This window comes from Neorhizobium sp. T6_25 (genome assembly GCF_002968555.1).
Classification (GTDB): Bacteria; Pseudomonadota; Alphaproteobacteria; order Rhizobiales; family Rhizobiaceae; genus Neorhizobium.
This window is the reverse complement of sequence record NZ_PVBL01000013.1, coordinates 130,611-151,902: the sequence shown is the minus strand read 5'-3', so window position 1 is coordinate 151,902 and position 21,292 is coordinate 130,611. Positions and strand designations below refer to the sequence as shown.

Genomic DNA, 21,292 nt, shown 5'->3' with positions numbered 1-21,292 from the left:
TCCTTAGGCTGACAGGGATTGGATCATCGGTTCGGTGCGGGCAGATCGTTCGGGTAGGTCTTCAAGGGCGGCGGCGAGTTGGCGGGCGCGGGCAAGGCCGGTATGGTCTTTTAGGACACGAGCCTTGGCGGCCTCCGCCAGAGATCTGCGAGCGTCCTCGCCGATCTCGGTCAGCGCCTTCACCACGTCCTCCGGCTGCCTCGCGACGATGAGGGCTTCACCGTGAGGCAGAACCTCGTCGAGGCCGCGCCAGAAGTCGCTGACGATCGGCGTGCCACAGGCGGCCGCCTCGAACAGGCGAACGCTCGGAGACCAGCCGGCGGCGATCATGTCGGCCCGCGTGACATTCAGGGTAAACCGCTGCCGGCTATAGAAGCCGGCATGCTCGCTCGGCGGCAGATGTTCGATGCGCTGCACGTTGGCAGGCCAGTCGATGTCCTCGGGATATTGCGGGCCGGCCACCACGAAGCGGAAGTGCGGCAGCCGCCTTGCCGGTTCGATCAGCAGCCTCTCGAGCGTCGGCTGGCGATCGGCACTGTGCGTGCCGAGGTAACCAAGATCCCACCGGAAAGTTTCACCGGTGTTTCGGTACCGGTCCGCATCGACCGAACAATAAAGGGCCTCGGCTTTCCTGGCTCCGAAACGCTGCTCCAGCCGCGTCAGGACCTTGCCGCCCGAGAAGGAAAAATAGGTGTCGAAGAGCGGGATTTGCCGGAGAGCCAGATATTCCTCGTCCGCCCTTTCGAGCTTGGCAAGCGTCACCGGCGTATCGATATCGTAGAAACACAAGCGTCTCGGCTGAAGGTCCGCCACCGCATCGATGACGCTGACGCCCTCCGGCACATAGGAGCCGATGATGACGGCATCGGCGCGCCGGATGCGGTGGGCATAGGCGTCGATCATCTCGCCGACGTTGGAATAGTAGGCGAGTTCGCAGAAATCGGGATCGGCAAGGTCGCGCTGGTTCGCATACCAGGGAACATCGCGCTCCAGGAACAAGACGCGGTGCCCTGCGGCCTTCAGCCCCCGGATCAGCGCCCGAAAGGTCGTGGCATGGCCGTTGCCCCAGGAGGACGACAGCGACAGGCCGAGGAAAACGATGTCGAGCCGCTTCGTCATTGGGCAGCCTCCATGCGGGCACCGGCATGGGCGCGGAAGATCGCATCAACCTCTTCTGCGCGGTGGGTGTAAGTGTGTTCGGAAAGCACGCGGGCCAACGCCCTCTTTCCGATTGCGTTTGCCCTCTCCTGCGTCAGGCCTGAGAGGATTTCGACCACGTCCTGGCCGTCGCGAGCGACCAGAACCTCCTCGCCGGGTTTGAGAAAGAGGTCGATGCCTTCCCAATAGTCGGTGATCAGGCATGCTTCGGCACCGGCCGCCTCAAACACCCGCGTCGCCGGAGAAAAGCCGTTTTCAGCCATGCTGGCGCGGGAGATGTTCAGGACAGCCTTCGGCGTCGCATTGAAGGCGTTGTGGTCGCGGGTCGAAACATGACCGATGGAGCGCACGTTGTCGCTCATCGGCTTATCCTGCCAGCCGGAACCGCCGAGCAGAAACGTCTGCCTGGGCAGCCGCGCCGCCGGTTCCAGAAAGAACTGTTCGACGCGTGCCTCGCGGTCCGGCAGACGATTGCCGAGAAAACCGAGATCGGCGTTGAAGCGCGGCTGTGCCGGTACCGGATGATGGGTTTCGGGGTCGAGCGCATTATACACCGGGACGCAGCGCGCTGCCCCGAGGGCACGATAGGCGTTGACGACGGGGTCGCCGCCGCCATAGGTCAGAACGAGGTCGATCCTGCTGAGAGCCTGGCGAAGCGGATGCCCGGGGGCGGCCTGCAGTTCGGCAAGCGTCGCGGGCGCGTCCACGTCCCAGAAGATCGTCAGCGCAGTCGGCCGGGCGTTGCAAAGGACCTCTTGGAGCAGGAGGTCGTCTTCAAAACCGACCCCGCTCGCCTTGACGACGATATCGGCCTCCGCCGCCTTCACCGTAACCGCCTTCAACGCGTCGACGGTGCCGTCGTAGACGACCACCCTGCACCAGTCCGGCGGCTCGATATCGCGGTTCTTCTGACGGTCGTAGACGTCCGGCTCGTAAAAGGTGATGTCGTAGCCTTTTTGCGCCAGGGCCCGCAGGAGGCCGCGGTAATAGGTGGCAGCACCGTTCCAGTAGGCGGAGACAAGGCTTGATCCGTAGAAAGCGATCTTCATTCGGCGGCCTCCCGTGCTGCCAGTTTGCCGGCAACCCGTTCGGTGCCGCATTGGGTCAGGATGAAGAGCAGTTCATCGACCCGGTGGCGGCAGGTGTGGCGGGCGCGGATTGTTGCCAGGCCGGAAGCGATCAGTGAACCCGAAAGATCCGCATCCGACAGAACATCGCGCAGCAAACGCGTCATCTGCTCGCCATCGCGGGCGACGAGGTAATCGGTCTCGGGACGAAAGAGATTTTCGACGTCGCTCCAGGGAGCCGAGATCAGGGGGATGCCGCAGGCGAGCGCCTCGAAGATACGGATCGTCGGAATGCCCGGCAGGTTTTCGACATAGGGCCGTCGCGGAATATGCACGGTCGCTCTATGCCGTGCGAAAGCGAGCGGTGCCTTGGCATTGGCAATCCAACCGCCATAGGCGATCCCGGCCTGGCTGAGCGCTTTCAGCGCATGCTCCGGATAGCGCACTCCGCGCACCGTCGCGTCGAGTTTCAGCGCCTCGGCGGGGCGAACCAGAAACTCCATGATCTCCGAGGACCGTTCGTCATCACCCCAATTGCCGATCCAGATGAGGTCGCCCGTCTTGGCAATGTCCGGCCGCGGATGGAACAGCGTGTCGTCGGCAGCCTCATGCCAGGTGAAGACGGCCCTGCCCCAGCCCGCCTTGAGATAACGCTGCCGCAACGTCTCGCCAAAAGCCAGAACCGCGTCGTAGTCAGCTAACCTCAGACCGGCGATATCGCTTTCGGCCGAAACGGCGCGGTGATGGGTGTCGTGGAAGACCAGCGTGAACCTGCCGCCGTTGCGCCGAATCCTTCCGATCCGTTCCACAAGCTCCGGCTCGGTCCATTCGTGGACAACGACCACATCAGCGTCGGCGATCGCCGCCTCGTGGTCGAAATCGCCGTCATAGATCTGCGCCGCGAGCTCGGGAAATGTCTCCCGGAACTTCTGGACGGCGACAGTCCCCTGCTCCTTGAGGAGGTTGGCACGGCTCCAGGAATCCTGCGGCTCCAGCGCAAGCGCCTCGTGGCCGCGGCGGTTCAGATCGCGCATGACGCCCCGAAGAAAATGGGCGTTTCCGTGATTCCAGTCGGAAATCAGGGAATGGGTGTAAAAAATGAACTTCATGATCACTCCGCTGCGGTGCGTGCGTGGTGGTTCGCCGGCAGGAGCCGGTCATATATCTGCATGACCGCGGCGACCTGCGCCTCCGGGGTATAGTGACGAGCCCGAGAAAGTGCGGCTTCTGCCAGCTCTTCCCGCAACCGCCTATCCCGGGAAAGACGATTGATTGCCCCGGCGAATGCCTGCGGGTCGTGAGGATCGGCAAACAGGGCGGCGCGATCCCAGAGCTCCCGATAGGTCGGGATATCGGCCAGCACCAAGGCGCTTCGGCTGCGGGCTGCTTCCAAGGCCGCCAAGCCGAACGGTTCATAGACGGAAGGCGATGCGACAATTGCGGCGCGGCCCATCAGCGCCATGGTTTGGTCGTGCGAAAGCTCGCCCCGCGATTGGACATTTTCGAGCGGCAGATATTGCCCGTTGGGCCCGCGGTTCGCGCCCGCCATGACCACCGGCCAATCGACGTGGTTGGCTGCGCCATCCAGCACCACGCCGTTCTTTCCGTCGTCCCACCAGCGGCCGGCGGCGAAGACGAAATTCTCTTTCGGGCCGCGCGGAGGCTCGACCAGACTTGCATTCCTGACGACCTGCATCCCGGAAATCGGCCCGTAAGCCTGTTGCAACGACGCCGCATGGCTGCGGCTCGGGGCAAGCACCGCGTCCGCACGATCGAACCCTTGCCGGTTGAGGCGAAACTGCCACTGCCAGTCATCGGGCACCGCGTGGCCGCGAACGGTGGCAAACCAGGTGACGACGCAGGAATGCGAGACGATTACCACCGGTATCTCGATCGCCAATCCCGCCGCCTGGGATGGGAGATTAAGATGGACGAGGTCAATGCCTTCCCGCTCCACAAGGTTGGCGATGAGGTCGGGAACGGGTCTCAGTGCCCTCTCGTCTTCGGCCATCCAATCGAGTGGGGCGTCCAACCAGACCAGCTTTCCAAGGGCCTCTGCCTCGCGTGTCTGCTCGGCCGATGGTTTAGGTCCCAGACCGGCGAAGACGACGTCGACCCGGTTCGATCGCAGACCCGAAGCGAGGTCGAGCGCGTATCGCCAGACGCCGCCGACGGCGTCGAGCGTCATCAGCAGCCGACGGCTGCCGACAGGATTGTCACGCCCCGTCATGCCCGCACCTTCTGCTTCTGCCGACGACGCGAGCGGCCATCGAAGCGGTTGTCGGCCAGCCATTCGCCGAGGTGCCGCAGGCCGCTCTGCCAGCGCACCCGTGCCTGCCAGCCGAGCTGGCGTTCGAGCTTTCGCGTGTCCGCGACGAAATAATACTGGTCACCGGCGCGCCAGTCGCCGAAGCCGGTTTCCAGCGGATGCCCGGCAAGCTTCTCGATCTCTTCGAGGACGGCCAGAATGCTGACGGCGTTCAACGGTCCGCCGCCGAGATTGAAGACTTCGCCCTTGACCTCAGCGATGTTCGAAAGCACCGCCCGGTAGGCCTGGACGGCATCATCGACATGCAGGATGTCGCGCACCTGCTTGCCATTGCCATAGATGGAGATCGGCTCGCCCGACAGGGCGCGGATCAGGAAATGCGCCACCCACCCTTGATCCTCGGTTCCGAACTGTCGCGGCCCGTAGATGCAGCTCATGCGCAGAACGGCCGTCGGAATCGAATAGGATTTGGCGTAGTCGAGCACATATTGGTCGGCAACGCCTTTCGAGCAGCCGTAGGGCGTGCAGAAATCCAGCGGCCTGTCCTCGCCGATGCCGTGTGACCGCACGCCTTCGTGGGCCGGAATGTAGCGGTCCTCCACCTCCAGCATTTTCAGATCTTCAAGAGCTCCATAGACCTTGTTGGTGCTGGCGAAGATCACCGGGGCGTTCCTTCCGGCCTTTCGCACGGCTTCCAGCACGTTGATCGTGCCCCGCGCATTCGCCTCGAAATCGTCGATCGGATGCGCAAGGCTCGTGGTGACCGCAGTCTGCGCGGCGAAATGAAAGACCGCCTTGGCGTCGCTGAAGGCCGCCTCGATGCTGCGCAGGTCCCGCACGTCCGCAAGCACAGGGTGGACTCGCTTGCCATGGCGCTCGGTCAGCCAGGCAAGGTTCTGATCGACGCCGGGCCGGCTGAGATTGTCGAGGATCACCACATCCTCCCCCTCCTGCAGGAAGCTGTCGGCGAGGTTGGAACCGATGAAGCCGCTGCCTCCGGTGACCACGACAGGCGCCGCCCCGGCCGAAAGGTTCGGAGCCGCGAGTTGCGTCACGTCCTCAAGACGAGAAACACCGCCTTCCATCAGCAGTCGTGCAAGCAGTTTCGGCTGATAATCATGGGTGACGGCGCCGAGATGATAATGCCGCGGATCGAACCACAGCCCCTCCTGCACCGGCACGTCCGGCGGCACATCGCACCACGAATACCAATACATGCGATCGGCGGGCACGGAGAGCGCCTTTACGAAACGCCGGGCCTGCTCCATCTCGTCGCTGCGCCAGGTGGAATAACCGGTTTCGGTAATCCAGACTTCGGCATTCGCATTATAGCGATCGAGGATTTTGCGCATCTCGCCCAGATGCATGTCCCATCCGCCCCAGGTGCCGGTCTCGCTGTCCCAGGTGCCCGGAAAGCCATGGAAACCGACGGCGTCCACGACATTCAGAACACCACGTTCGCCCATCAGGTTCAGCCAATAGGGGTCGAAGGGGCATGGGCCGCCAAGCACCGGCTTCCAGCCCCGATGTTTAGCCCAATAGGCAGCGCCGCCCACCATTTCGCAGAACAGCAGGAAGTCGCCGTCGTCGCGCCAATCCCAATCCAGCAGATTGTTGGGCTCGTTCCACAGTTCGATGTGACTGAAATGTTTGCCGTAACGGGTCAGCACGTGATCGACGAAATCCGCATAGGATTTCAGATTGCGCGGCGCGCCGGAGGACCGACCCGTCCGCGACATCGAAGGCGGCGTGTAGTGTATGCAGGGCAGGAGATCGATCTGGCTGCCGAGGCGCGGGATCAGCCAGTCGAACCATTCTTCACCTCCGGGCGCGAGATACTCGGCCCAGGAGAGATGGGTGCGCAGATAACCGGCACCGCTCGCGAGGATGTTGGGCAGCAGCTGCTCGGTCCGATCGAACTCGCCCGGCCGGAACCACTCGACGAAACCATAGGACTTGCGACGGACGGGGTCTGTAGGGAACGGAACGGTTGGGTTCATGATACCAGCCCCCGCTCTTCGAGTTGCCGCTTCATTTCGGCACCGCGATCGACGGCGCCCGTGCTGCGGACCCATTCGGCGAACGGCGCCAGCGAGTTCTCCAGCCGATATCCGGGCTCGAAGCCCAGGAGTTCGCGAGCCTTGGAGATATCGGCAAAGCAATTGCGGATATCGCCGGACCTTGCCTTGTTCATGATGTCGGGCGCGATGTCCGGAACGCCCATGGCCTCCGCGAGCAAGGTTGCCACCTCCGCGATCGTATAGGCCTGACCGCTGCCGATGTTGATGACATGGCCGGGGGCATTCGGCTTTTCGAGCGCCAGCCTGAATGCCCGGGCCACATCGCGCACATGGACGAAATCACGGCGCTGCTGGCCATCCTCGAAGATCATCGGCGGCTGGCCGTTGGCGAGCCGGGACGCAAAGTTGGCGAGCACGCCGGTATAGGGATTGGAAAGCGCCTGGCCGGCGCCGAAGACGTTGAACAGCCGTAATGCAACCGCCTCGACCCCATAGGCCTCGCCAAAAATGAGCACCTGTTTTTCCTGCGCATATTTCGTCAGCGCATAGATCGAAGCGAGATCGACCGGCTTTTCCTCGTCGGTGGCGATCGGTATCAGCGTCCTTCCATCGGCAGACAAAGGATCCCATTGACCGATCCTGATCCGCTCCGGCTTCCGCCGGATGAAGCCAAGCTGGTCTCCATCGGCTGTCCGGTAACGCCCCTCTCCATAGACACTCATTGACGAGGCCACCACGATCCTCCGGACGGGCCTGCCGATCATGGCTTCGAGAAGGACTGCCGTGCCGAGATCGTTTCCACCGACATAACGGGCGATCTCGTACATGGACTGGCCAACCCCGACCTCGGCAGCGAGATGGATGACGCCGTCGACGCCGTCGAGCGCTTTTTCGACTGCCGACTTGTCTCTGACGTCGCCGCGGTAGACCTCCGCCGCATCGGGGACGGACGCTTCCGTGTCGCCGTGAACTTGATCGATCAGCGCATCGAGAATGCGTACGTCGTAGCCAATTTCCAGAAGTTCTTCAGTCACATGACGGCCGATAAAGCCGCAACCACCAGTTACAAGAATCGTTGCCATCGGATGTCCTAAATGTATGGAACATAGATTTCGATGGTCGCCGAACAGCAGTCGGGAACAAAAGTTCCTTCATCAATGACATCTTTGTCATCTATGACTTCATCAATGACATCATCCCCAGCGGCCGGAACCGCGCGCGGAGTCTCCTGTTAGGAGAAAAACGGAAGCGCCATGACGGGATAGAGATGTGACCGATCAGGAAAAAGAAAAGACCCGGGCCCCCAAAGCCCCCCGGAAGGGCCAGCCGATCTCCGCCGTTCTTGACCGCAACATCAACGCGCTGATCCAGCGTCGCGCCGCAGACCAGAAGACAATGTCGCGGCAGGAGCGCATTGCGCAATCGATGACAAACTTTGCCGGCAGCCTGCCCTTCGTCTACCTTCATGCGCTGGTCTTCGGTCTCTGGATCCTCGTCAACGTCGAATGGCTGCCGGTGATGCCGGCCTTCGACCCGTCGCTCGTGATCCTCGCCATGGTGGCTTCGGTGGAGGCGATCTTCATCTCGACCTTCGTGCTGATCAGCCAGAACCGCATGGCGCTCGAAGACGACAAACGCGCGGACCTCAGCCTCCAGATATCGCTTCTCAACGAACATGAGACGACGAAGCTGATCGCGATGGTGTCGGCAATCGCCGATAGGCTCGGCATCGACACCGAGGTCGAACAGCACGAAATCGAGGAGATGAAGCAGAACGTACCGCCCGAAGTGGTCATGGAAGAGATCGAACGGCAAGCGGACCGCTGATTCAGCTTCATCTTCTATGACTTCATCTTCTTCAACTTCTTCCGGAACTCTGACGCGGGTTGCCAGTTCCACCCGCCGTGTCACGCGTTCCGAAGAGGAGAAATCTGGGATGGATAGCACGACGATGCCGCGGCTGAAGGAGATGAGGGCCGCCCTCATCACCGGCCCGGGCAAGATTGCGGTGGAGGCGCGACCTTTGCCCGAGCCTGGCCCCCATCAGGTCAGGATCATGCTCGAAGGATGCGGCGTCTGCGCATCCAACCTCGGCCCGTGGGCGGGCCCCGACTGGATGACTTTCCCGACCGAACCGGGTGGCCTGGGACACGAAGGCTGGGGGCATGTCGACGCGGTAGGGCCCGGCGTCCGCAGCGTTGAGATCGGTGACCGCGTTGCCGCCCTCTCCTATCATGCCTATGCCACGCACGACGTGGCCGAGGAGAATATGGTCGTTCCTCTGCCGCCGGCGCTGCGGGGCAAACCCCTCCCCGGCGAGCCGCTCGGCTGCGCCATGAACATCCTTCGCCGCAGCGGAATAGAGCCCAGCCAGACGGTGGCGATCATCGGCATCGGCTTCCTCGGAGCTCTGCTGACCCGCCTCGCATCGAATGCCGGCGCCCGGGTGATCGCCATTTCGCGGCGGCCGGCTTCGCTGGAGGTCGCCCGGAAAATGGGCGCGGCCGAGACCATCGTCATGGACGACCATTGGCGCATCATCGAGGAGGTGCGCAGGCTCACCGATGGTCGGTTCTGCGACCGGGTCATCGAGGCCGTCGGCAAACAATGGCCGCTCGATCTCGCCGCCGAGCTGACGATGGAGCGCGGCAGGCTGATCATCGCCGGTTATCACCAGGACGGTCCCCGGCAGGTCAACATGCAGCTCTGGAACTGGCGGGGGCTCGATGTCGTCAATGCCCATGAGCGCGATCCCTCAATGTACATCGAAGGCATTCGCGAGGCGGTCGAAGCCGTCGCGAGCGGCCGGCTCGATCCCTCATCGCTTTACACGCATACCTACCGCCTGGACCAGCTCGACCAGGCGCTCAACGATACCCGCGACCGTCCGGCAAACTTTCTCAAGGCATTGGTGCTCTACGATGAATGAAATGATTTCCGAAAAAACAGTGTCCGTTTCCTCCAAGCCGTTGAGGCTTGGGTTCCTCGGCGTGGGCTGGATCGGCCGGCACCGCATGCAGGCGATCCTCGATACCGGAATCGCTGAGGCCGTCACGATCGCCGATCCTTCCGGGGACATGGCGGGGGAGGCGAAAAAGATCGCGCCCGGTGCCGCAATGGCAGACGATCTCGACGGGCTCCTCGCTCACGGTCTGGATGGCGTCGTTATCGCTACCCCCAGCGCCCAGCATGCGGAACAGTCGATCGCGGCGCTGCGGGCGGGTGTCTCGGTCTTCTGCCAGAAACCGCTCGGACGCTCGGCGGAGGAAGTGGCAGCGGTCGTGGAGGCGGCAAAGGCGGCCGACAGGCTGCTGGGGGTCGATTTTTCCTACCGGTATACCGCCGGCATGAACCGTATCCGCGAGATCATCCGGGCAGAAGAACTGGGAAAGATATTTGCAGCCGACCTCGTGTTCCACAATGCCTATGGACCCGACAAGCCGTGGTTCTACGACATGGCCAAATCTGGCGGTGGCTGCCTGATGGATCTCGGCGTCCATCTGGTCGACATGGCGCTCTGGTCCCTCGATTTCCCGGCTGTGGCATCCGTCTCCGGTCACCTGATGGCCGACGGCCGGCCAATTATCGCGGATGAAAATCAGGTCGAGGACTATGCCGTCGCGAACGTCACGCTTGGCGATGGAATGACAGTCCGCCTTGCCTGCTCCTGGCGATTGCAGGCCGGCCGCGAGGCTGTCATCGAAGCCAGTTTCTACGGCACGAACGGCGGGATATCGATGCGCAATGTCGATGGGTCATTCTACGATTTCACCCTCGAACGTTTTTACGGCACATCGCGCGAAACCCTCATCGAGCCACCGGACGACTGGGGCGGACGCGCCGCAGCCGACTGGGCTCGGCGGCTGGCTGCGGGCCAAAGGTACGATCCCGCATGCGAGAGGATCGCCGATGTGGGCAGCGTGATCGACCGGATCTACCGCTCTTCGCGCCAAGCCGCTTACAAGGCGCAGATGGCATAGCGGGAGAGTTGGCAAAGGCGGGCCGGGAGGCCCGCCTCGACTGATCTTGATCAGTTGTTGGCAGAACCGGGTTCGGCCATCTTGCGGTGCTGCTTGGCGAGCATGCCGGCCGGCGTGACATTGGCCGCCGCCGACATCAGCTTGTTCTTCCAGCCCGAAACGACATCGCCTTCGCCATCCATCATCGCGTCGTAGCCGATCTTCGCCACGACAGCCGGATCGTCCTTCTTGGATTGGCCGACTTGAGTGTCCATGAGGTCGGCGCGTTCGAAGAACTCGGTGTCCGTCGGCCCGGGCATCAGGCAGGTCACCGTGATACCGGTATCCTTCAGTTCCTCACGCAACGCGAAGGAGAAGGAATTGATGAAGGCTTTCGTGCCGTTATAGACCGCCTGGAAGGTTCCCGGCATGAAGCCGGCGATCGAACCGGTAAAGAGAATGCGGCCCTGGCCGCGCTCCCGCATGCGATTGCCGAGGTTATGGACCAGCGCGATCGTGCCGCTGATATTGGTGTCGACGACGCGCTGTGCTTCGCGAATGTCCTCGTCGAGAAAACCGTTGCCCAGCCCCCTGCCCGCATTGGCCATCAGCAGGTCAACCGGTCGTCCGAGTGCGGTAATACCCGCCACGAATCGCCTTACACCATCCGGCGTGGCGAGATCCGCCTGCATCGCCTCGACCTTGCCGCCGAACTCCCGGAGCTTTACCGCTGCGTCCTGGATCTGCGGCTCATCGGCGGCAATGACCAGGTCGTAGCCATCCTGTGCTGAGCATTTTGCAAGTTCAAAACCGATGCCGGTCGATGCGCCGGTGACGACCGCAAGGCCCCTGCCTGTTTCCACGGGATTCATATCTTCTCTCCTTTTCAGGGTTTCATGACGACTTTGATGCAGCCGTCCTTCTTGTCGCGAAAGGTCTTGTAGAGATCCGGCCCATCTTCGAGGGTAGCTCGATGAGTGATGACGAAGGATGGATCGATCTCTCCCTTCTGAATGCGCTCCATGAGGATCGGCAGGTAGCGCTGCACCGGCGTCTGGGCCATTTTGAAGGTCAGGCCACGGTTGATCGCGGATCCCATGGGGATCTTGTCGAGGAAGCCGCCATAAACGCCGACGATCGACACGGTTCCGAAATTGCGGCAGCAATGGATCGCCTGGCGCAGCACGTGTGGCCGGTCGGTGCCCATGAAGGTCGCGACCTTGATCCGGTCCAGGCGTGAGTCCCAGCTTGCCGAGGCATCCGCTTCGGTGCCGACCGCATCGATGCAGGCATCGGCGCCGCGGCCCTGGGTCAGTTCCATGATCCGGTCGTAGATGTCCTCATCGAGGAAATCGAGAGTGAGCGCACCGGCGGAGGCTGCGAGCGCCAGCCGCTCCGGCACGGTGTCGACGGCGATGACCCTTTCGGCGCCGAGCAGGAATGCGGAGCGGATTGCCATCTGGCCCACCGGACCGCAGCCCCAGATGGCGATCGTATCACTCGGTTGGATGTTGCAGAAGTCCGCGGCCATGTAGCCGGTCGGGAAGATGTCCGAGAGAAACAGGACCTGTTCGTCGCTCAGCCCCTCCGGGACTTTGATCGGTCCGACATCGGCATAGGGAACACGAAGGTATTCCGCCTGGCCGCCGCTATAGCCGCCGAGCAGATGAGAATAACCGAACAGCCCGGCGGGGGAATTGCCCCACAGCTTGGTCACCTTGCTGCGGTCGGGATTTGAGCGTTCACAGCCGGAATAGAAGCCGCGTTGGCAAAAGAAGCATTCGCCACAGGAGATCGTGAAGGGAACCACGACGCGATCCCCGACCTTCAGTTTGGCGTTGTCGCGGCCGACCTCGACGACTTCGCCCATCGTCTCGTGGCCCATGATGTCGCCGCTGTGCATCTCCGGCATCACGCCGTCGAAGAGGTGGAGATCGGAGCCGCAGATGGCGCAGGCGGTGACCTTGATGATGGCATCCCTGCCATCCTGAATTTCCGGATCCGGAACACTGTCGCAGCGGATGTCGTGCTTGCCGTGCCAGGTGAGAGCTTTCATGAGACGTCCTCCTGATTGAGCGCCCCGAACCTGCGGCTACCGGTTTAGTTCCGGTGCAGGACAGCTGATGCTGCGCCTTTTGTTCGTGCGCCTCATCACTTCCCGGATTTTCGCGTCGCCTCCGAGCCCGTCGGCAAGCCCGCGGATGACCAGATCCCGGTCGGTGATGGTTCCGACGAGCTTGTCGTTGTCACCGACGCGCAAAAAAACCAATCTGCCTGTCGGCCATGCATCTGGCGATTTCGGCGACGGTCTGGTGGGGACTGGCGATTTCGACATCGCGCGACATGATCTGTGACACTTTCATGGTCTTTCCTCCTTCGTTCATGACGTCGAATGTTCCGGTGAGACTGGTCTCCGAGAGGATGTGGCTGCGCGCCTCCTTCCACATCTCCGGCCAACTCATGAACGAGCTCTCCATCCTGTCGATATATCGCCTCTACATCATTGACAGTCTTTGCATATTTCCGTCACGCGCCCGTCCCGCCTCGTTAGTGGGAGGGCGCCATGACGAAAGACAGTCGGACCTCTGCAGCCAAACCGCAATCGATCCAAGCCCACACAACCGGAGAGTCTTTAGCGGAGTTCGAACGCGATTGGCTGCGCCTTGGCAGCCAACGGGCGCTGGAAATTGTATCTGAAGCCTGCCGTCACATTCCCGATGAGCTGTTGAACCTTGCTCCCGACATTCCATGGAAGGGTGCAATAGTCGATGGTGTCGATTGAATCCATTCGCCGAACTGCACTCGACAGGGAGCCCACCGAAGCGGGCGAGTTAAGGGACATTTTGCGGAGTAGTCTGGAACGCAGCAGACGGGACGTCGGCGAAGTGCTGAGCGATGGAATTGCGGCGGCCACGTCTGTCATTCTAACTGCAGCTGGAGACGATCGTTCCGCCCGAGGCTGCTTGCCGCGCTGAACGAGAAGACCCCCGGTGCTCAACGGCATCGTTGTCGATCGCAAGCTTGTGGGTCTTGTGGCCGACTGAATGCAATGTTCTGAAGCGGCCCGGACGGCAGCCCCAATGAAGGGACGCGTCACCCGGGTCGCACAGTTGCGCCTCGCGGAACCCTCTGCCTCCCCTAACCTACTGATGTTGCTGGCACGACTGTTGGTCGGACGCTGTCTCAGCCGTCATGTTAGCCAAGATGATGACGTATTCATCTGCGGCGTCGGCGAGGATCAGCGCGATTTCTTGCCGGCTGAGCCCTTCCTGCTGAAGGCGCTCGATCATCTCCAGCATCGCGGCTTCGACCCGGAAGCGGTGCGCAGGTGGAGGTTCGTATGGTTCATCGGGTGTATGAGTTCGCATGTCCATGATTTATTTCCCCATGTCAGGGGAGCATCGCACACCGTCCGCCATCTGCAAGCAGATGCTTAATTAACAGTTAATGAGAGCGCCTCGCAGCTGCCAAAATCGTACTAGGCTCGAACCGTCCCTGGATCGGGCGTTCTCGAAGACCAGTGAGGGAGAGACCTCGTAGAGTGGATCACTGGTGAACGGATGCTGACGGGAACAGGCATTGGGAGGCGTGCCGGAATCAACATTCGCGTTCGATCGCTTAACAAGAGCAGTTCACGGAAGTTTCGTGGGGTTTTTGCCAACCGCTTCTGGGAAACCAGCCGTTCGAGCGCACGGTAGCGCCGGCCGCCGGCGGGGATGCGATAGATGCCGGTCTCGTTGCCGTCCGCGTCAAGCTCAGGTCGGACGTTGAGAGTAAGCGCCAGGTCCGTTCTCCGGCGGAGAGGATGCGCACCGATAGTACGCGACACACATCCCAGCCTCTCGGCAGCTCAAGCCGGAAGAAGTACGATGCGGTGGATCGTTTCCTGGGCGATGCGCACGTCGCTGTAGAGGAGCGGCACGTATTCGCCTTTCGACCAAATACTAGCCAAGTCCCCATAATGACGCGAACGGGGGTCGCCGGACTGGCCGGGTGTATTGATGCAGACGCTGCTGTCCCAGTCGCCGACGTCCATGATCAGGCGGACCGAGGCGCCGGCGTTGACGCCGAAATCGCCCATTCGATAGCCGGCATGCATAGGCGTCGAACGGCTGCCGCCGACGGGCAGCGGGCCGACATTCCAGTCGGTCGCATCTTCGGTCTTGATGCGGCTGGTCGCGTGTTCGAAGAGCGCGCGGTGGAGGTCGCCCCAGTGCCAAGCTGCCGGTTCAGCACCGAGCCGGTTTTCGCAATCTGCAAAGCCGTCGGAAAGCGTCGATAGCAGCATGGCGTCTCGTTCGGCAGCACCCCAGAGCGTGCCGGATTCGTTGATAAGCGCCAGCATGCGGTCGACATCGCCGGGCAGCAGCAATTGGCGGACGGTCGGGTTCGGCGCAAATCTAGCCAGCAGTGCCGGTCGCAGGTGCTTCATCCACCAGACTTCGAACAGCGCCGCTGCCGCACTCGCCGCTTCGAGACGATAATCCCAGCCGCTGAAAAGCTTGATGGCATGTTCCTGCCGGTCAGCCAGCGGTTGACGGCCGGCAGCTTGTTGAAGCACCGCGCAGATGGTCGCGGCCGGTCGGGAATAGACATCGGTCTGCAAATCCATCGAGGCATTCAGCGTGTGTTTGGGATCGGCGCGCAGGACGGATCTGATGCGCTGGGCACGGCTCACTTCCGCCCATTCATGGCCAATCGACGGGGCGTTCGTATCACGGTCGGCGGGGAGATTCATCTCGTTGGCCGAGGCGACAAAACCTTCACAAGGATTGTACTTTCGCGGCAGCTGATGGGCGGGGAGGAAGCCGTGCCATTCGTGGCTGCCATGGCCCGGCACGGGCAGCAGGCCTTCCCAATTTCGGCGCACCGGCGTGAGGCCGGCGGTGAACCAGCCGATATTGCCGTCCACATCGGCGCTGACGTGGTTGACCGAGGGCGTGCCCCAGGATCCGAGCGTCTGAGAAAACGCCTGGACAGAGCCGCTGCGCATATAGGACAGGCTGCCGAGATAAGCGGCCGTCCCGGGCGCCAGCCACACGGTGCGCATGGCAATGACCTGACGGATCTTCGGGTTCTCATGGAGGATCGGGCCGTGGCGGGTGAACGAGAGCGTCAGCGTCTGGTCGGGATGATCCCGAACGGGGAAATTCTCTTCGATGCGGGTGATCTTCTCCCAGCCGTCGGCGTAACGATACTGTTCCGGATCGCCTTCCTTGGTCTCGTAGACATAGACGTCTTCCTGGTCGGCGCCGAAGATGGTGAGGCCGAAGGCGGTGCGTTCGTTATGGCCGAGCGAGATGCCGGGCGCGGTCGGCTCGCCTGTGCCGATGACGTTGAGGCCCGGAGCCTCGAGATGGACGAGATAGCGCAGCGACGGCACGGCATGTGCGCGATGCGGATCGCTTGCAAGGATCGGCCGGCCCGTCTCGGTGCGCGAACCATGCACCGCCCAGTTGTTGGACCCCTCTTCCGCGATCGACTGGACGATATCGCCGAGATCGGTAACCTCAGTCCACTTCCAGACGTCGTCCAGCCCTGCGGATAGACGGGCCTTGTCGAAGGTGACGGCGGCTGTGGCGAGCTTGAACAGACGGGTCGCGGCGAGCGGGATATCGCCGAGTGAAATCCCCTCCTCCGGCTTCGGCGAGACCGGCGGATCGAGCTCGAAACGCAGCAGGTCGGTCTCGGCGTCCGCAAGCGCCATGATGTTGGCACGCAGGATTTCGGAAATGCCGTTACGGGTCAGCGCATGGCTGCGGATCCGCACCACGTCCGCCGGCTGCCAGCGTGACGGCCTGGTGCCGAAGATGGCGAATTCTGGCGGCAAGCGAGCCGGCTCTGCCTCGCAAAGCGCGACATAGGCATTGATGCCGGCGGCGAAAGCGGTGCAGATCGGTTGCGTGTCCGGCGCATAGGAGATCCATTCGGGATCCATGTCGCCGCGATAAAGGAAATGCCGGGCGGCATGGTCCTGCGCCAGATAACCGGGACCGAAATCGGCGGCGAGCAGACCAAGCCCGCGCTTTCGCCACAGGTCGAGCTGCCACAGCCGGTCGCGGGAGGCGTTGAAACCCTGGACAAAGAATAGGTCCTTGTCGCTCGCCGCCTTGATATGCGGGATGCCCCAGCGATCGATGCGGATTTCCGCCTGCGCTTCGAGGCCGGCCAGCCGGTAAGTTTCGTTTGTCGGGGCATCCGTCATGTCAGTCTCTTATGCGTCATGGCTCTTAGGCGTGGTGACAAGCGACGCGCGCGCCATCGGCACGCGGCGTCAGTTCCGGCCGCTCTTTCGAGCAGATTTCGGTCGCCAGCGGGCAGCGCGTGTGGAATGCACAGCCGGACGGAATGTTCGAAGGACTTGGCAGTTCGCCGACGAGGATAAACCGCTGCTTGGCACGCTGCACTTGCGGATCGGCTTCCGGAACGGCCGACATCAGCGCCTTGGTATAGGGATGTTTCGGATTGGCGAAGAAGGTGTCGCGGTCGGCCGTCTCGACGAAACGGCCGAGATACATGACCACGACCCGGTCGCAGATATGCCGGACCACGCCGAGGTCGTGGCTGACGAAAAGATAGGAAACACCGGTGCGCTTCTGCAGCGCGACCAGCAGGTTGAGAATCTGGGCACGAACAGAAACGTCCAGCGCCGAGACCGGCTCGTCGCAGATCAGGAGATCCGGCTCCAGCGCCAATGCTCTTGCGATCACCACACGCTGGCGCTGGCCGCCGGAAAACTGGTGCGGATAACGGTCCGCATGTTCGGGCCGCAAGCCCACCTGCTGCAGCAGCGTCGCGACACGCTCCTTCAGCGCCTTGCCCCTGGCGACGCCGCGCACGATCAGCGGTTCGCCGATCGTGGCGCCGACGGTCGAACGCGGGTCGAGAGACAGCGCCGGATCCTGAAAAATCATCTGCACCTTGCGACGGATGTCGTTAAGCTCGCGGCGACTGGCGCCGACCACTTCGTCACCGCTGATGCGCACACTTCCCGAAATCGGAGCCTGCAGGCCGACGATGGTGTTGGAAAGCGTCGACTTGCCGCAACCGGATTCGCCCACCAGCGCCACGGTCTCGCCGCGGGCGATATCGAGATCGACGCCGTTGACGGCCTTGACCACCGGGCCTGACTTACCGAGCAATCCGCCGCGGCCGCCGAAATGCACCGCGACGTCGCGGATTTCGAGTACGTTCTGTTGTTCGCTCATGCCGCCACCTCGCGGATCTCCGCCATGCGGTCGATATGCCAGCAGGCCGAGCGATGGCCTCCGCCGCAGTCGAAGAGCGGCGGCTGTTCGGTGCGACACTTGTCGGTCGCGAGCGGACAGCGCTCGACGAAACGGCAACCGACGCCGAATTCGTTCGGCGTCGGTACCGTCCCCTCGATGGTCGCGAGGTCCGCCTTGGGCGCATCATCGAGCTTGGGAACGCTGGCAAGCAGCAGGGCCGTGTAGGGGTGTTTCGGCTGCCGGAAGAGATCATACACCGGTGCGATTTCGGCGATGCGGCCGGCATACATGACCGCCACGTCGTCGGCGATGTCGGCGACCACGCCCATGTCGTGGGTGATCAGCACGATCGCAGTGCCGCGGTCGGCGACCAGCTTCTTCATCAGGTCGAGAATCTGCGCCTGGATGGTCACGTCGAGCGCCGTGGTCGGTTCGTCGGCGACCAGGACGCGCGGGCCGCAGATCAGCGCGATCGAGATCATGATGCGCTGGCACATGCCGCCTGACAGCTCGAACGGATATTGGTCCAGCCGCCGGGTCGGGTCGGGAATGCCGACATCGACCAGCATCCGCCGCGCCTTCTCATAGGCTTCCGCTTTAGAGACTCCATGGTGGACCCGATAGGCCTCGGCAATCTGTGAGCCGACCGTCGTCAGCGGGTCGAGCGAGGCGCTTGGTTCCTGGAAGATGATCGAGATGTCTTTTCCGCGCGCCTTGCGCAACTGCCGTTCCGAGAGGGCCGCAAGGTCGGTGTTTTCGAGCATGATCCGGCCCGCCGTGCGTCTGGCGGCCGGCGGCAGGAGACCGAGCATGGCATAGGAGCTCAGCGACTTGCCGCAGCCGGACTCGCCCACCAGCGCCATGACCTTGCCGGGCGCGACGGTGAAGGAGATGTTGTCGACGACGTTGGCGCCACCGATATCGATGGTCAGCCTGTCGACGGAAAGCAGCGGATTGGCGGCGTCGTCCATCATCTCTCCTCAGCCTGCCGTCGTCGCCCGTTCCGGGCGCTTGTAATTGCCGATCGAATTGCCTCCATCGACGCTGATGACGGCGCCGGTGATGAAGGCGGCCTTGTCCGAGCAGAGATAGGCGATGGCGCCCGGCGCATCCTCCGGGCCGCTGGCACGACCGAGCGGAATGTTCTTCAGCATGTTGCTGACATATTCGTCGGAAAGCTCGCTCACCTCGCTGCCCGGCGCAAAGCCCGGCTCGACGACGTTGACGCGGATACCGTATTCGGCGAGCTCCATGGCGAAACCTTTGGACAGGCGTTCGACAGCCGTCTTCGAGGTGCAATAGGGCACGGAATTCTGGTTCATCTTGCGGGCCGCGCCCGAGGAGATGTTGACGATCGAGCCGGCCTTGCCTTCCGCAATCATCAGCTTGGCGAATTCGCGTGATAGCACGAAGGGTGCGCGCAGGTTGACGCCGAAGACGCGGTCCCAGTCGGAGAATTCCATTTCCAGCAAGCCGAAACGAGTATAGATGCCGGCATTGTTGACCAGGATGTCCGGTGCCTTCCATTCGCGTTTCACGAGGTCGACGAGGTCGAGCATGGAGGCGTCGCTGGTCAGTTCGGTCGCATGCAGCAGCACGTTGGAGCGGTCGAGCCCAAGCTCGGAAACCGCCTTTTCCAGCCCGTTCATGCGGACGTCGCTGAGGCAGAGCGTGGCGCCTTGCGCGGCGAAATAGGCGGCGATCCAGCGGCCGAAAATCCCGGCGGCGCCGGTGATGACGATGGTCTTGTTTTCGAATTCCATGACTTAAAACCTCAACGCGCCAAAAGACTCAACGGGTACGGGAACGCGGGTCGAGCTGGTCTCGCAACCAGTCGCCAAGCACGTTGACGGAAAAGACGAGCAGGAAGAGACAGAGGCCCGGAAAGGCGACGATCCACCAGGCCCGCTCGAGATATTGACGGCCGACGCTCATGATCGAGCCCCAGCTCGATGCCGGCGGCTGGATGCCGAGGCCGAGGAAGGAAAGGCCGGCTTCCATCAGGATCATCAGCCCGAATTCGGCGGTGGCGACGATCAGCACCGGGCCGGCGATATTTGGCAGGATGTGATGGAAAAGAATGCGCGCCGCCCCGGCGCCCGCAAGTTCGGAAGCCTTGATGAAGGGCAGGTTCGCCACCTGCAGCGTCTGGGCGTAGGCTACGCGAGTGTAACGCGGCCAGCGGGTAAGGCCGAGCACCAGGACCAGTTTCAGGAAGCCCGGACCGAGCACCGCGACGGTGAGCACCGCCAGCAGGATTGCTGGGATAGACATCATGATGTCGACGAGGCGCATGATGAGGATCTCGATTTTGCCGCGGAACCAGCCGGCGATCATGCCGAGCGTGACGCCGACCAGCGACGAGACGACCACGGACAGCACCGCGACCGACAGCGAGACGCCAGCACCGTAAAGCGTGCGTGACAGCAGGTCGCGGCCGAGGTCGTCGGTACCGAGCCAGTAGGTGATGCCGCGCATCTCGAAACCCGGCGGTTTCAGGCGGCCGAGCAGGTTCTGCCGGTTGGGATCGGCTGGCGCCACCCACGGCGCGAAGATCGCCAGCAGCACGATCACCAGGAAGATGATCGATACGACGATGACCGAGAGAGGGACCCGGCGAAGGCGCTGGCGAAGGGCGAGGACGGCGGTGCTCAAAGCCTTCTCCTTATCGAACCAGACGGATGCGCGGATCGACGAGCGCGTAGACGAAATCCGCGATCACGCTGGTCAGCACATAAACAAATGAGATCAGCAGTACGATCACCTGGACGACCAGGAAGTCGCGCGACTGGATGGATTGGATGGCAAGCTGGCCGATGCCGGGCCAGGCGAATACCGTCTCGACGATGACGGCGCCGGCGAGCAGGTTGCCGATTTCGAGCGCCGCGATGGTGATGACCGGGATCGCGGCATTGCGCAGCACGTGACGGATGACCACGGAGCCGAGCGACAGGCCGCGCGCGCGCCCCGCCCGCACATAGTCCTTGCCGAGCTCGTCGATGATCGAGATGCGGGTCATGCGGGCGAATGTCGACATCGAGATCGCCCCAAGCGCCAGCGACGGCATGACCAGCGAGGCGAAGTCGCTGGAACCGGACGTCGGCAGCCAGCGCAGCGTCACGCCGAAAAGGAAGATCAGCACGATGCCCGACAGGAAGGTCGGCACGCTCTGGCCGGTGACGACGATCGCCGTCAGAAGCCTTTCGAGCCAACCGCCGCGCCTGGTCGCCATGACGATGCCGGCCGGGATGCCCATGCCGATCGCCACCGCCAGCGCGCCAGCGGCGAGCATCGCCGTATAGGGCACACGCGAAACGACGATATCGAATGCCGGCACCCGCTGAACGACGGAAATGCCGAAGTCGAAATGCGCAAGACCGCCCAGATATTCCAGATATTGCACCCAGATCGGCCGGTCGAAACCGAGCTGGCTGCGCAGTTGGGCGATCATCTCGGCCGATGCGTCCTGCGGCACCAGCAGCAGGGTCGGGTCGCCCGAGAGATGCATGACGACGAAGACGATGGTGAGAACGCCGAAGATCGCAATGATCGCCTGTATCAAACGCTCGACGGCGTATCTCAACATGAT

20 protein-coding genes are annotated in these 21,292 nt (G+C 62.6%); 4 read left to right on the top strand and 16 right to left on the bottom strand.

Annotated features, from left to right (window positions below):
- Positions 1–3: 3 nt before the first annotated feature.
- The 6 genes from C5L10_RS18705 to C5L10_RS18680 are packed head-to-tail and all read right to left on the bottom strand — an operon-like array spanning position 4 to position 7,597.
- A complete protein-coding gene (locus C5L10_RS18705; protein WP_105430898.1) occupies positions 4–1,119 on the bottom strand; it encodes a glycosyltransferase in 1,116 nt (371 codons plus the stop codon).
- Complete coding sequence (locus C5L10_RS18700) at positions 1,116–2,207, bottom strand: glycosyltransferase (protein ID WP_105430897.1); 1,092 nt, start codon at positions 2,205–2,207, stop codon at positions 1,116–1,118. Before C5L10_RS18700 ends, C5L10_RS18705 begins: the two co-directional genes overlap by 4 nt.
- Positions 2,204–3,334 (bottom strand): glycosyltransferase, encoded by a 1,131-nt coding sequence (locus tag C5L10_RS18695; protein ID WP_105430896.1) that lies wholly within the window; start codon positions 3,332–3,334, stop codon positions 2,204–2,206. Before C5L10_RS18695 ends, C5L10_RS18700 begins: the two co-directional genes overlap by 4 nt.
- A gap of 2 nt (positions 3,335–3,336) precedes the next feature.
- A complete protein-coding gene (locus C5L10_RS18690; protein ID WP_245448041.1) occupies positions 3,337–4,455 on the bottom strand; it encodes a glycosyltransferase family 4 protein in 1,119 nt (372 codons plus the stop codon).
- A complete protein-coding gene (locus C5L10_RS18685; protein WP_105430895.1) occupies positions 4,452–6,494 on the bottom strand; it encodes an SDR family NAD(P)-dependent oxidoreductase in 2,043 nt (680 codons plus the stop codon). The genes C5L10_RS18690 and C5L10_RS18685 overlap by 4 nt, the downstream gene beginning before the upstream one ends.
- Positions 6,491–7,597, bottom strand: a complete 1,107-nt coding sequence (locus C5L10_RS18680; protein WP_105430894.1) for an NAD(P)-dependent oxidoreductase — start codon at positions 7,595–7,597, stop codon at positions 6,491–6,493. The genes C5L10_RS18685 and C5L10_RS18680 overlap by 4 nt, the downstream gene beginning before the upstream one ends.
- A 187-nt stretch (positions 7,598–7,784) precedes the next feature.
- Here C5L10_RS18680 and C5L10_RS18675 point away from each other — a divergent pair, with 187 nt between their 5' ends.
- The 3 genes from C5L10_RS18675 (at position 7,785) to C5L10_RS18665 (ending at position 10,495) form a co-directional block, all read left to right on the top strand.
- Positions 7,785–8,342: a DUF1003 domain-containing protein gene (locus tag C5L10_RS18675; protein WP_105430893.1), complete on the top strand. Its 558-nt coding sequence runs from the start codon at positions 7,785–7,787 to the stop codon at positions 8,340–8,342.
- 109 nt (positions 8,343–8,451) lie between these two features.
- Positions 8,452–9,444, top strand: coding sequence for a zinc-binding dehydrogenase (locus C5L10_RS18670; protein WP_245448040.1), 993 nt, complete (start codon positions 8,452–8,454; stop codon positions 9,442–9,444).
- Positions 9,437–10,495: a Gfo/Idh/MocA family protein gene (locus C5L10_RS18665; protein WP_105430892.1), complete on the top strand. Its 1,059-nt coding sequence runs from the start codon at positions 9,437–9,439 to the stop codon at positions 10,493–10,495. Before C5L10_RS18670 ends, C5L10_RS18665 begins: the two co-directional genes overlap by 8 nt.
- 50 nt (positions 10,496–10,545) lie before the next feature.
- On the opposite strand, the gene C5L10_RS18660 is transcribed toward C5L10_RS18665, so the two are convergent.
- The 3 genes from C5L10_RS18660 to C5L10_RS34385 form a co-directional block, all read right to left on the bottom strand.
- Positions 10,546–11,346 carry an SDR family oxidoreductase gene (locus C5L10_RS18660; RefSeq protein ID WP_105430891.1) on the bottom strand — a complete coding sequence of 267 codons (801 nt, stop codon included), beginning with the start codon at positions 11,344–11,346 and terminating at the stop codon, positions 10,546–10,548.
- Between the two features lie 14 nt (positions 11,347–11,360).
- A complete protein-coding gene (locus tag C5L10_RS18655) occupies positions 11,361–12,530 on the bottom strand; it encodes a zinc-dependent alcohol dehydrogenase (RefSeq protein WP_105430890.1) in 1,170 nt (389 codons plus the stop codon).
- 190 nt (positions 12,531–12,720) lie between these two features.
- A complete protein-coding gene (locus tag C5L10_RS34385; RefSeq protein WP_245448039.1) occupies positions 12,721–12,936 on the bottom strand; it encodes a hypothetical protein in 216 nt (71 codons plus the stop codon).
- Positions 12,937–13,037: 101 nt separating this feature from the next.
- On the opposite strand from C5L10_RS34385, the gene C5L10_RS18645 reads away from it, so the two are divergent.
- Positions 13,038–13,256: a DUF86 domain-containing protein gene (locus tag C5L10_RS18645; RefSeq protein WP_205837066.1), complete on the top strand. Its 219-nt coding sequence runs from the start codon at positions 13,038–13,040 to the stop codon at positions 13,254–13,256.
- A gap of 361 nt (positions 13,257–13,617) precedes the next feature.
- Here C5L10_RS18645 and C5L10_RS18640 read toward each other — a convergent pair whose 3' ends face one another.
- From C5L10_RS18640 to C5L10_RS18605, 7 genes are all read right to left on the bottom strand, one after another.
- Positions 13,618–13,848, bottom strand: a complete 231-nt coding sequence (locus C5L10_RS18640; RefSeq protein ID WP_105430889.1) for a hypothetical protein — start codon at positions 13,846–13,848, stop codon at positions 13,618–13,620.
- 476 nt (positions 13,849–14,324) lie between these two features.
- Positions 14,325–16,679: a penicillin acylase family protein gene (locus tag C5L10_RS18630; RefSeq protein WP_105430887.1), complete on the bottom strand. Its 2,355-nt coding sequence runs from the start codon at positions 16,677–16,679 to the stop codon at positions 14,325–14,327.
- A 25-nt stretch (positions 16,680–16,704) separates the two neighbouring features.
- Positions 16,705–17,682 carry an ABC transporter ATP-binding protein gene (locus C5L10_RS18625; protein WP_105430886.1) on the bottom strand — a complete coding sequence of 326 codons (978 nt, stop codon included), beginning with the start codon at positions 17,680–17,682 and terminating at the stop codon, positions 16,705–16,707.
- Complete coding sequence (locus C5L10_RS18620; RefSeq protein ID WP_105430927.1) at positions 17,679–18,674, bottom strand: ABC transporter ATP-binding protein; 996 nt, start codon at positions 18,672–18,674, stop codon at positions 17,679–17,681. Before C5L10_RS18620 ends, C5L10_RS18625 begins: the two co-directional genes overlap by 4 nt.
- 9 nt (positions 18,675–18,683) lie before the next feature.
- On the bottom strand, positions 18,684–19,466 hold the full coding sequence (locus C5L10_RS18615) for an SDR family NAD(P)-dependent oxidoreductase (RefSeq protein WP_105430885.1): 783 nt from the start codon (positions 19,464–19,466) through the stop codon (positions 18,684–18,686).
- Between the two features lie 28 nt (positions 19,467–19,494).
- Complete coding sequence (locus tag C5L10_RS18610; protein ID WP_105430884.1) at positions 19,495–20,358, bottom strand: ABC transporter permease; 864 nt, start codon at positions 20,356–20,358, stop codon at positions 19,495–19,497.
- Between the two features lie 10 nt (positions 20,359–20,368).
- Positions 20,369–21,289, bottom strand: a complete 921-nt coding sequence (locus C5L10_RS18605) for an ABC transporter permease (protein WP_105430883.1) — start codon at positions 21,287–21,289, stop codon at positions 20,369–20,371.
- Positions 21,290–21,292: the final 3 nt, after the last annotated feature.

Coding starts and splice junctions, on each gene's coding strand:
- C5L10_RS18705 (WP_105430898.1), bottom strand. CDS start 1,119: ATGACGAAGCGGCTCGACATCGTTTTCCTCGGCCTGTCGCTGTCGTCC.
- C5L10_RS18700 (WP_105430897.1), bottom strand. CDS start 2,207: ATGAAGATCGCTTTCTACGGATCAAGCCTTGTCTCCGCCTACTGGAAC.
- C5L10_RS18695 (WP_105430896.1), bottom strand. CDS start 3,334: ATGAAGTTCATTTTTTACACCCATTCCCTGATTTCCGACTGGAATCAC.
- C5L10_RS18690 (WP_245448041.1), bottom strand. CDS start 4,455: ATGACGGGGCGTGACAATCCTGTCGGCAGCCGTCGGCTGCTGATGACG.
- C5L10_RS18685 (WP_105430895.1), bottom strand. CDS start 6,494: ATGAACCCAACCGTTCCGTTCCCTACAGACCCCGTCCGTCGCAAGTCC.
- C5L10_RS18680 (WP_105430894.1), bottom strand. CDS start 7,597: ATGGCAACGATTCTTGTAACTGGTGGTTGCGGCTTTATCGGCCGTCAT.
- C5L10_RS18670 (WP_245448040.1), top strand. CDS start 8,452: ATGGATAGCACGACGATGCCGCGGCTGAAGGAGATGAGGGCCGCCCTC.
- C5L10_RS18665 (WP_105430892.1), top strand. CDS start 9,437: ATGAATGAAATGATTTCCGAAAAAACAGTGTCCGTTTCCTCCAAGCCG.
- C5L10_RS18660 (WP_105430891.1), bottom strand. CDS start 11,346: ATGAATCCCGTGGAAACAGGCAGGGGCCTTGCGGTCGTCACCGGCGCA.
- C5L10_RS18655 (WP_105430890.1), bottom strand. CDS start 12,530: ATGAAAGCTCTCACCTGGCACGGCAAGCACGACATCCGCTGCGACAGT.
- C5L10_RS34385 (WP_245448039.1), bottom strand. CDS start 12,936: ATGAGTTGGCCGGAGATGTGGAAGGAGGCGCGCAGCCACATCCTCTCG.
- C5L10_RS18645 (WP_205837066.1), top strand. CDS start 13,038: ATGACGAAAGACAGTCGGACCTCTGCAGCCAAACCGCAATCGATCCAA.
- C5L10_RS18640 (WP_105430889.1), bottom strand. CDS start 13,848: ATGGACATGCGAACTCATACACCCGATGAACCATACGAACCTCCACCT.
- C5L10_RS18630 (WP_105430887.1), bottom strand. CDS start 16,679: ATGACGGATGCCCCGACAAACGAAACTTACCGGCTGGCCGGCCTCGAA.
- C5L10_RS18625 (WP_105430886.1), bottom strand. CDS start 17,682: ATGAGCGAACAACAGAACGTACTCGAAATCCGCGACGTCGCGGTGCAT.
- C5L10_RS18620 (WP_105430927.1), bottom strand. CDS start 18,674: ATGGACGACGCCGCCAATCCGCTGCTTTCCGTCGACAGGCTGACCATC.
- C5L10_RS18615 (WP_105430885.1), bottom strand. CDS start 19,466: ATGGAATTCGAAAACAAGACCATCGTCATCACCGGCGCCGCCGGGATT.
- C5L10_RS18605 (WP_105430883.1), bottom strand. CDS start 21,289: ATGTTGAGATACGCCGTCGAGCGTTTGATACAGGCGATCATTGCGATC.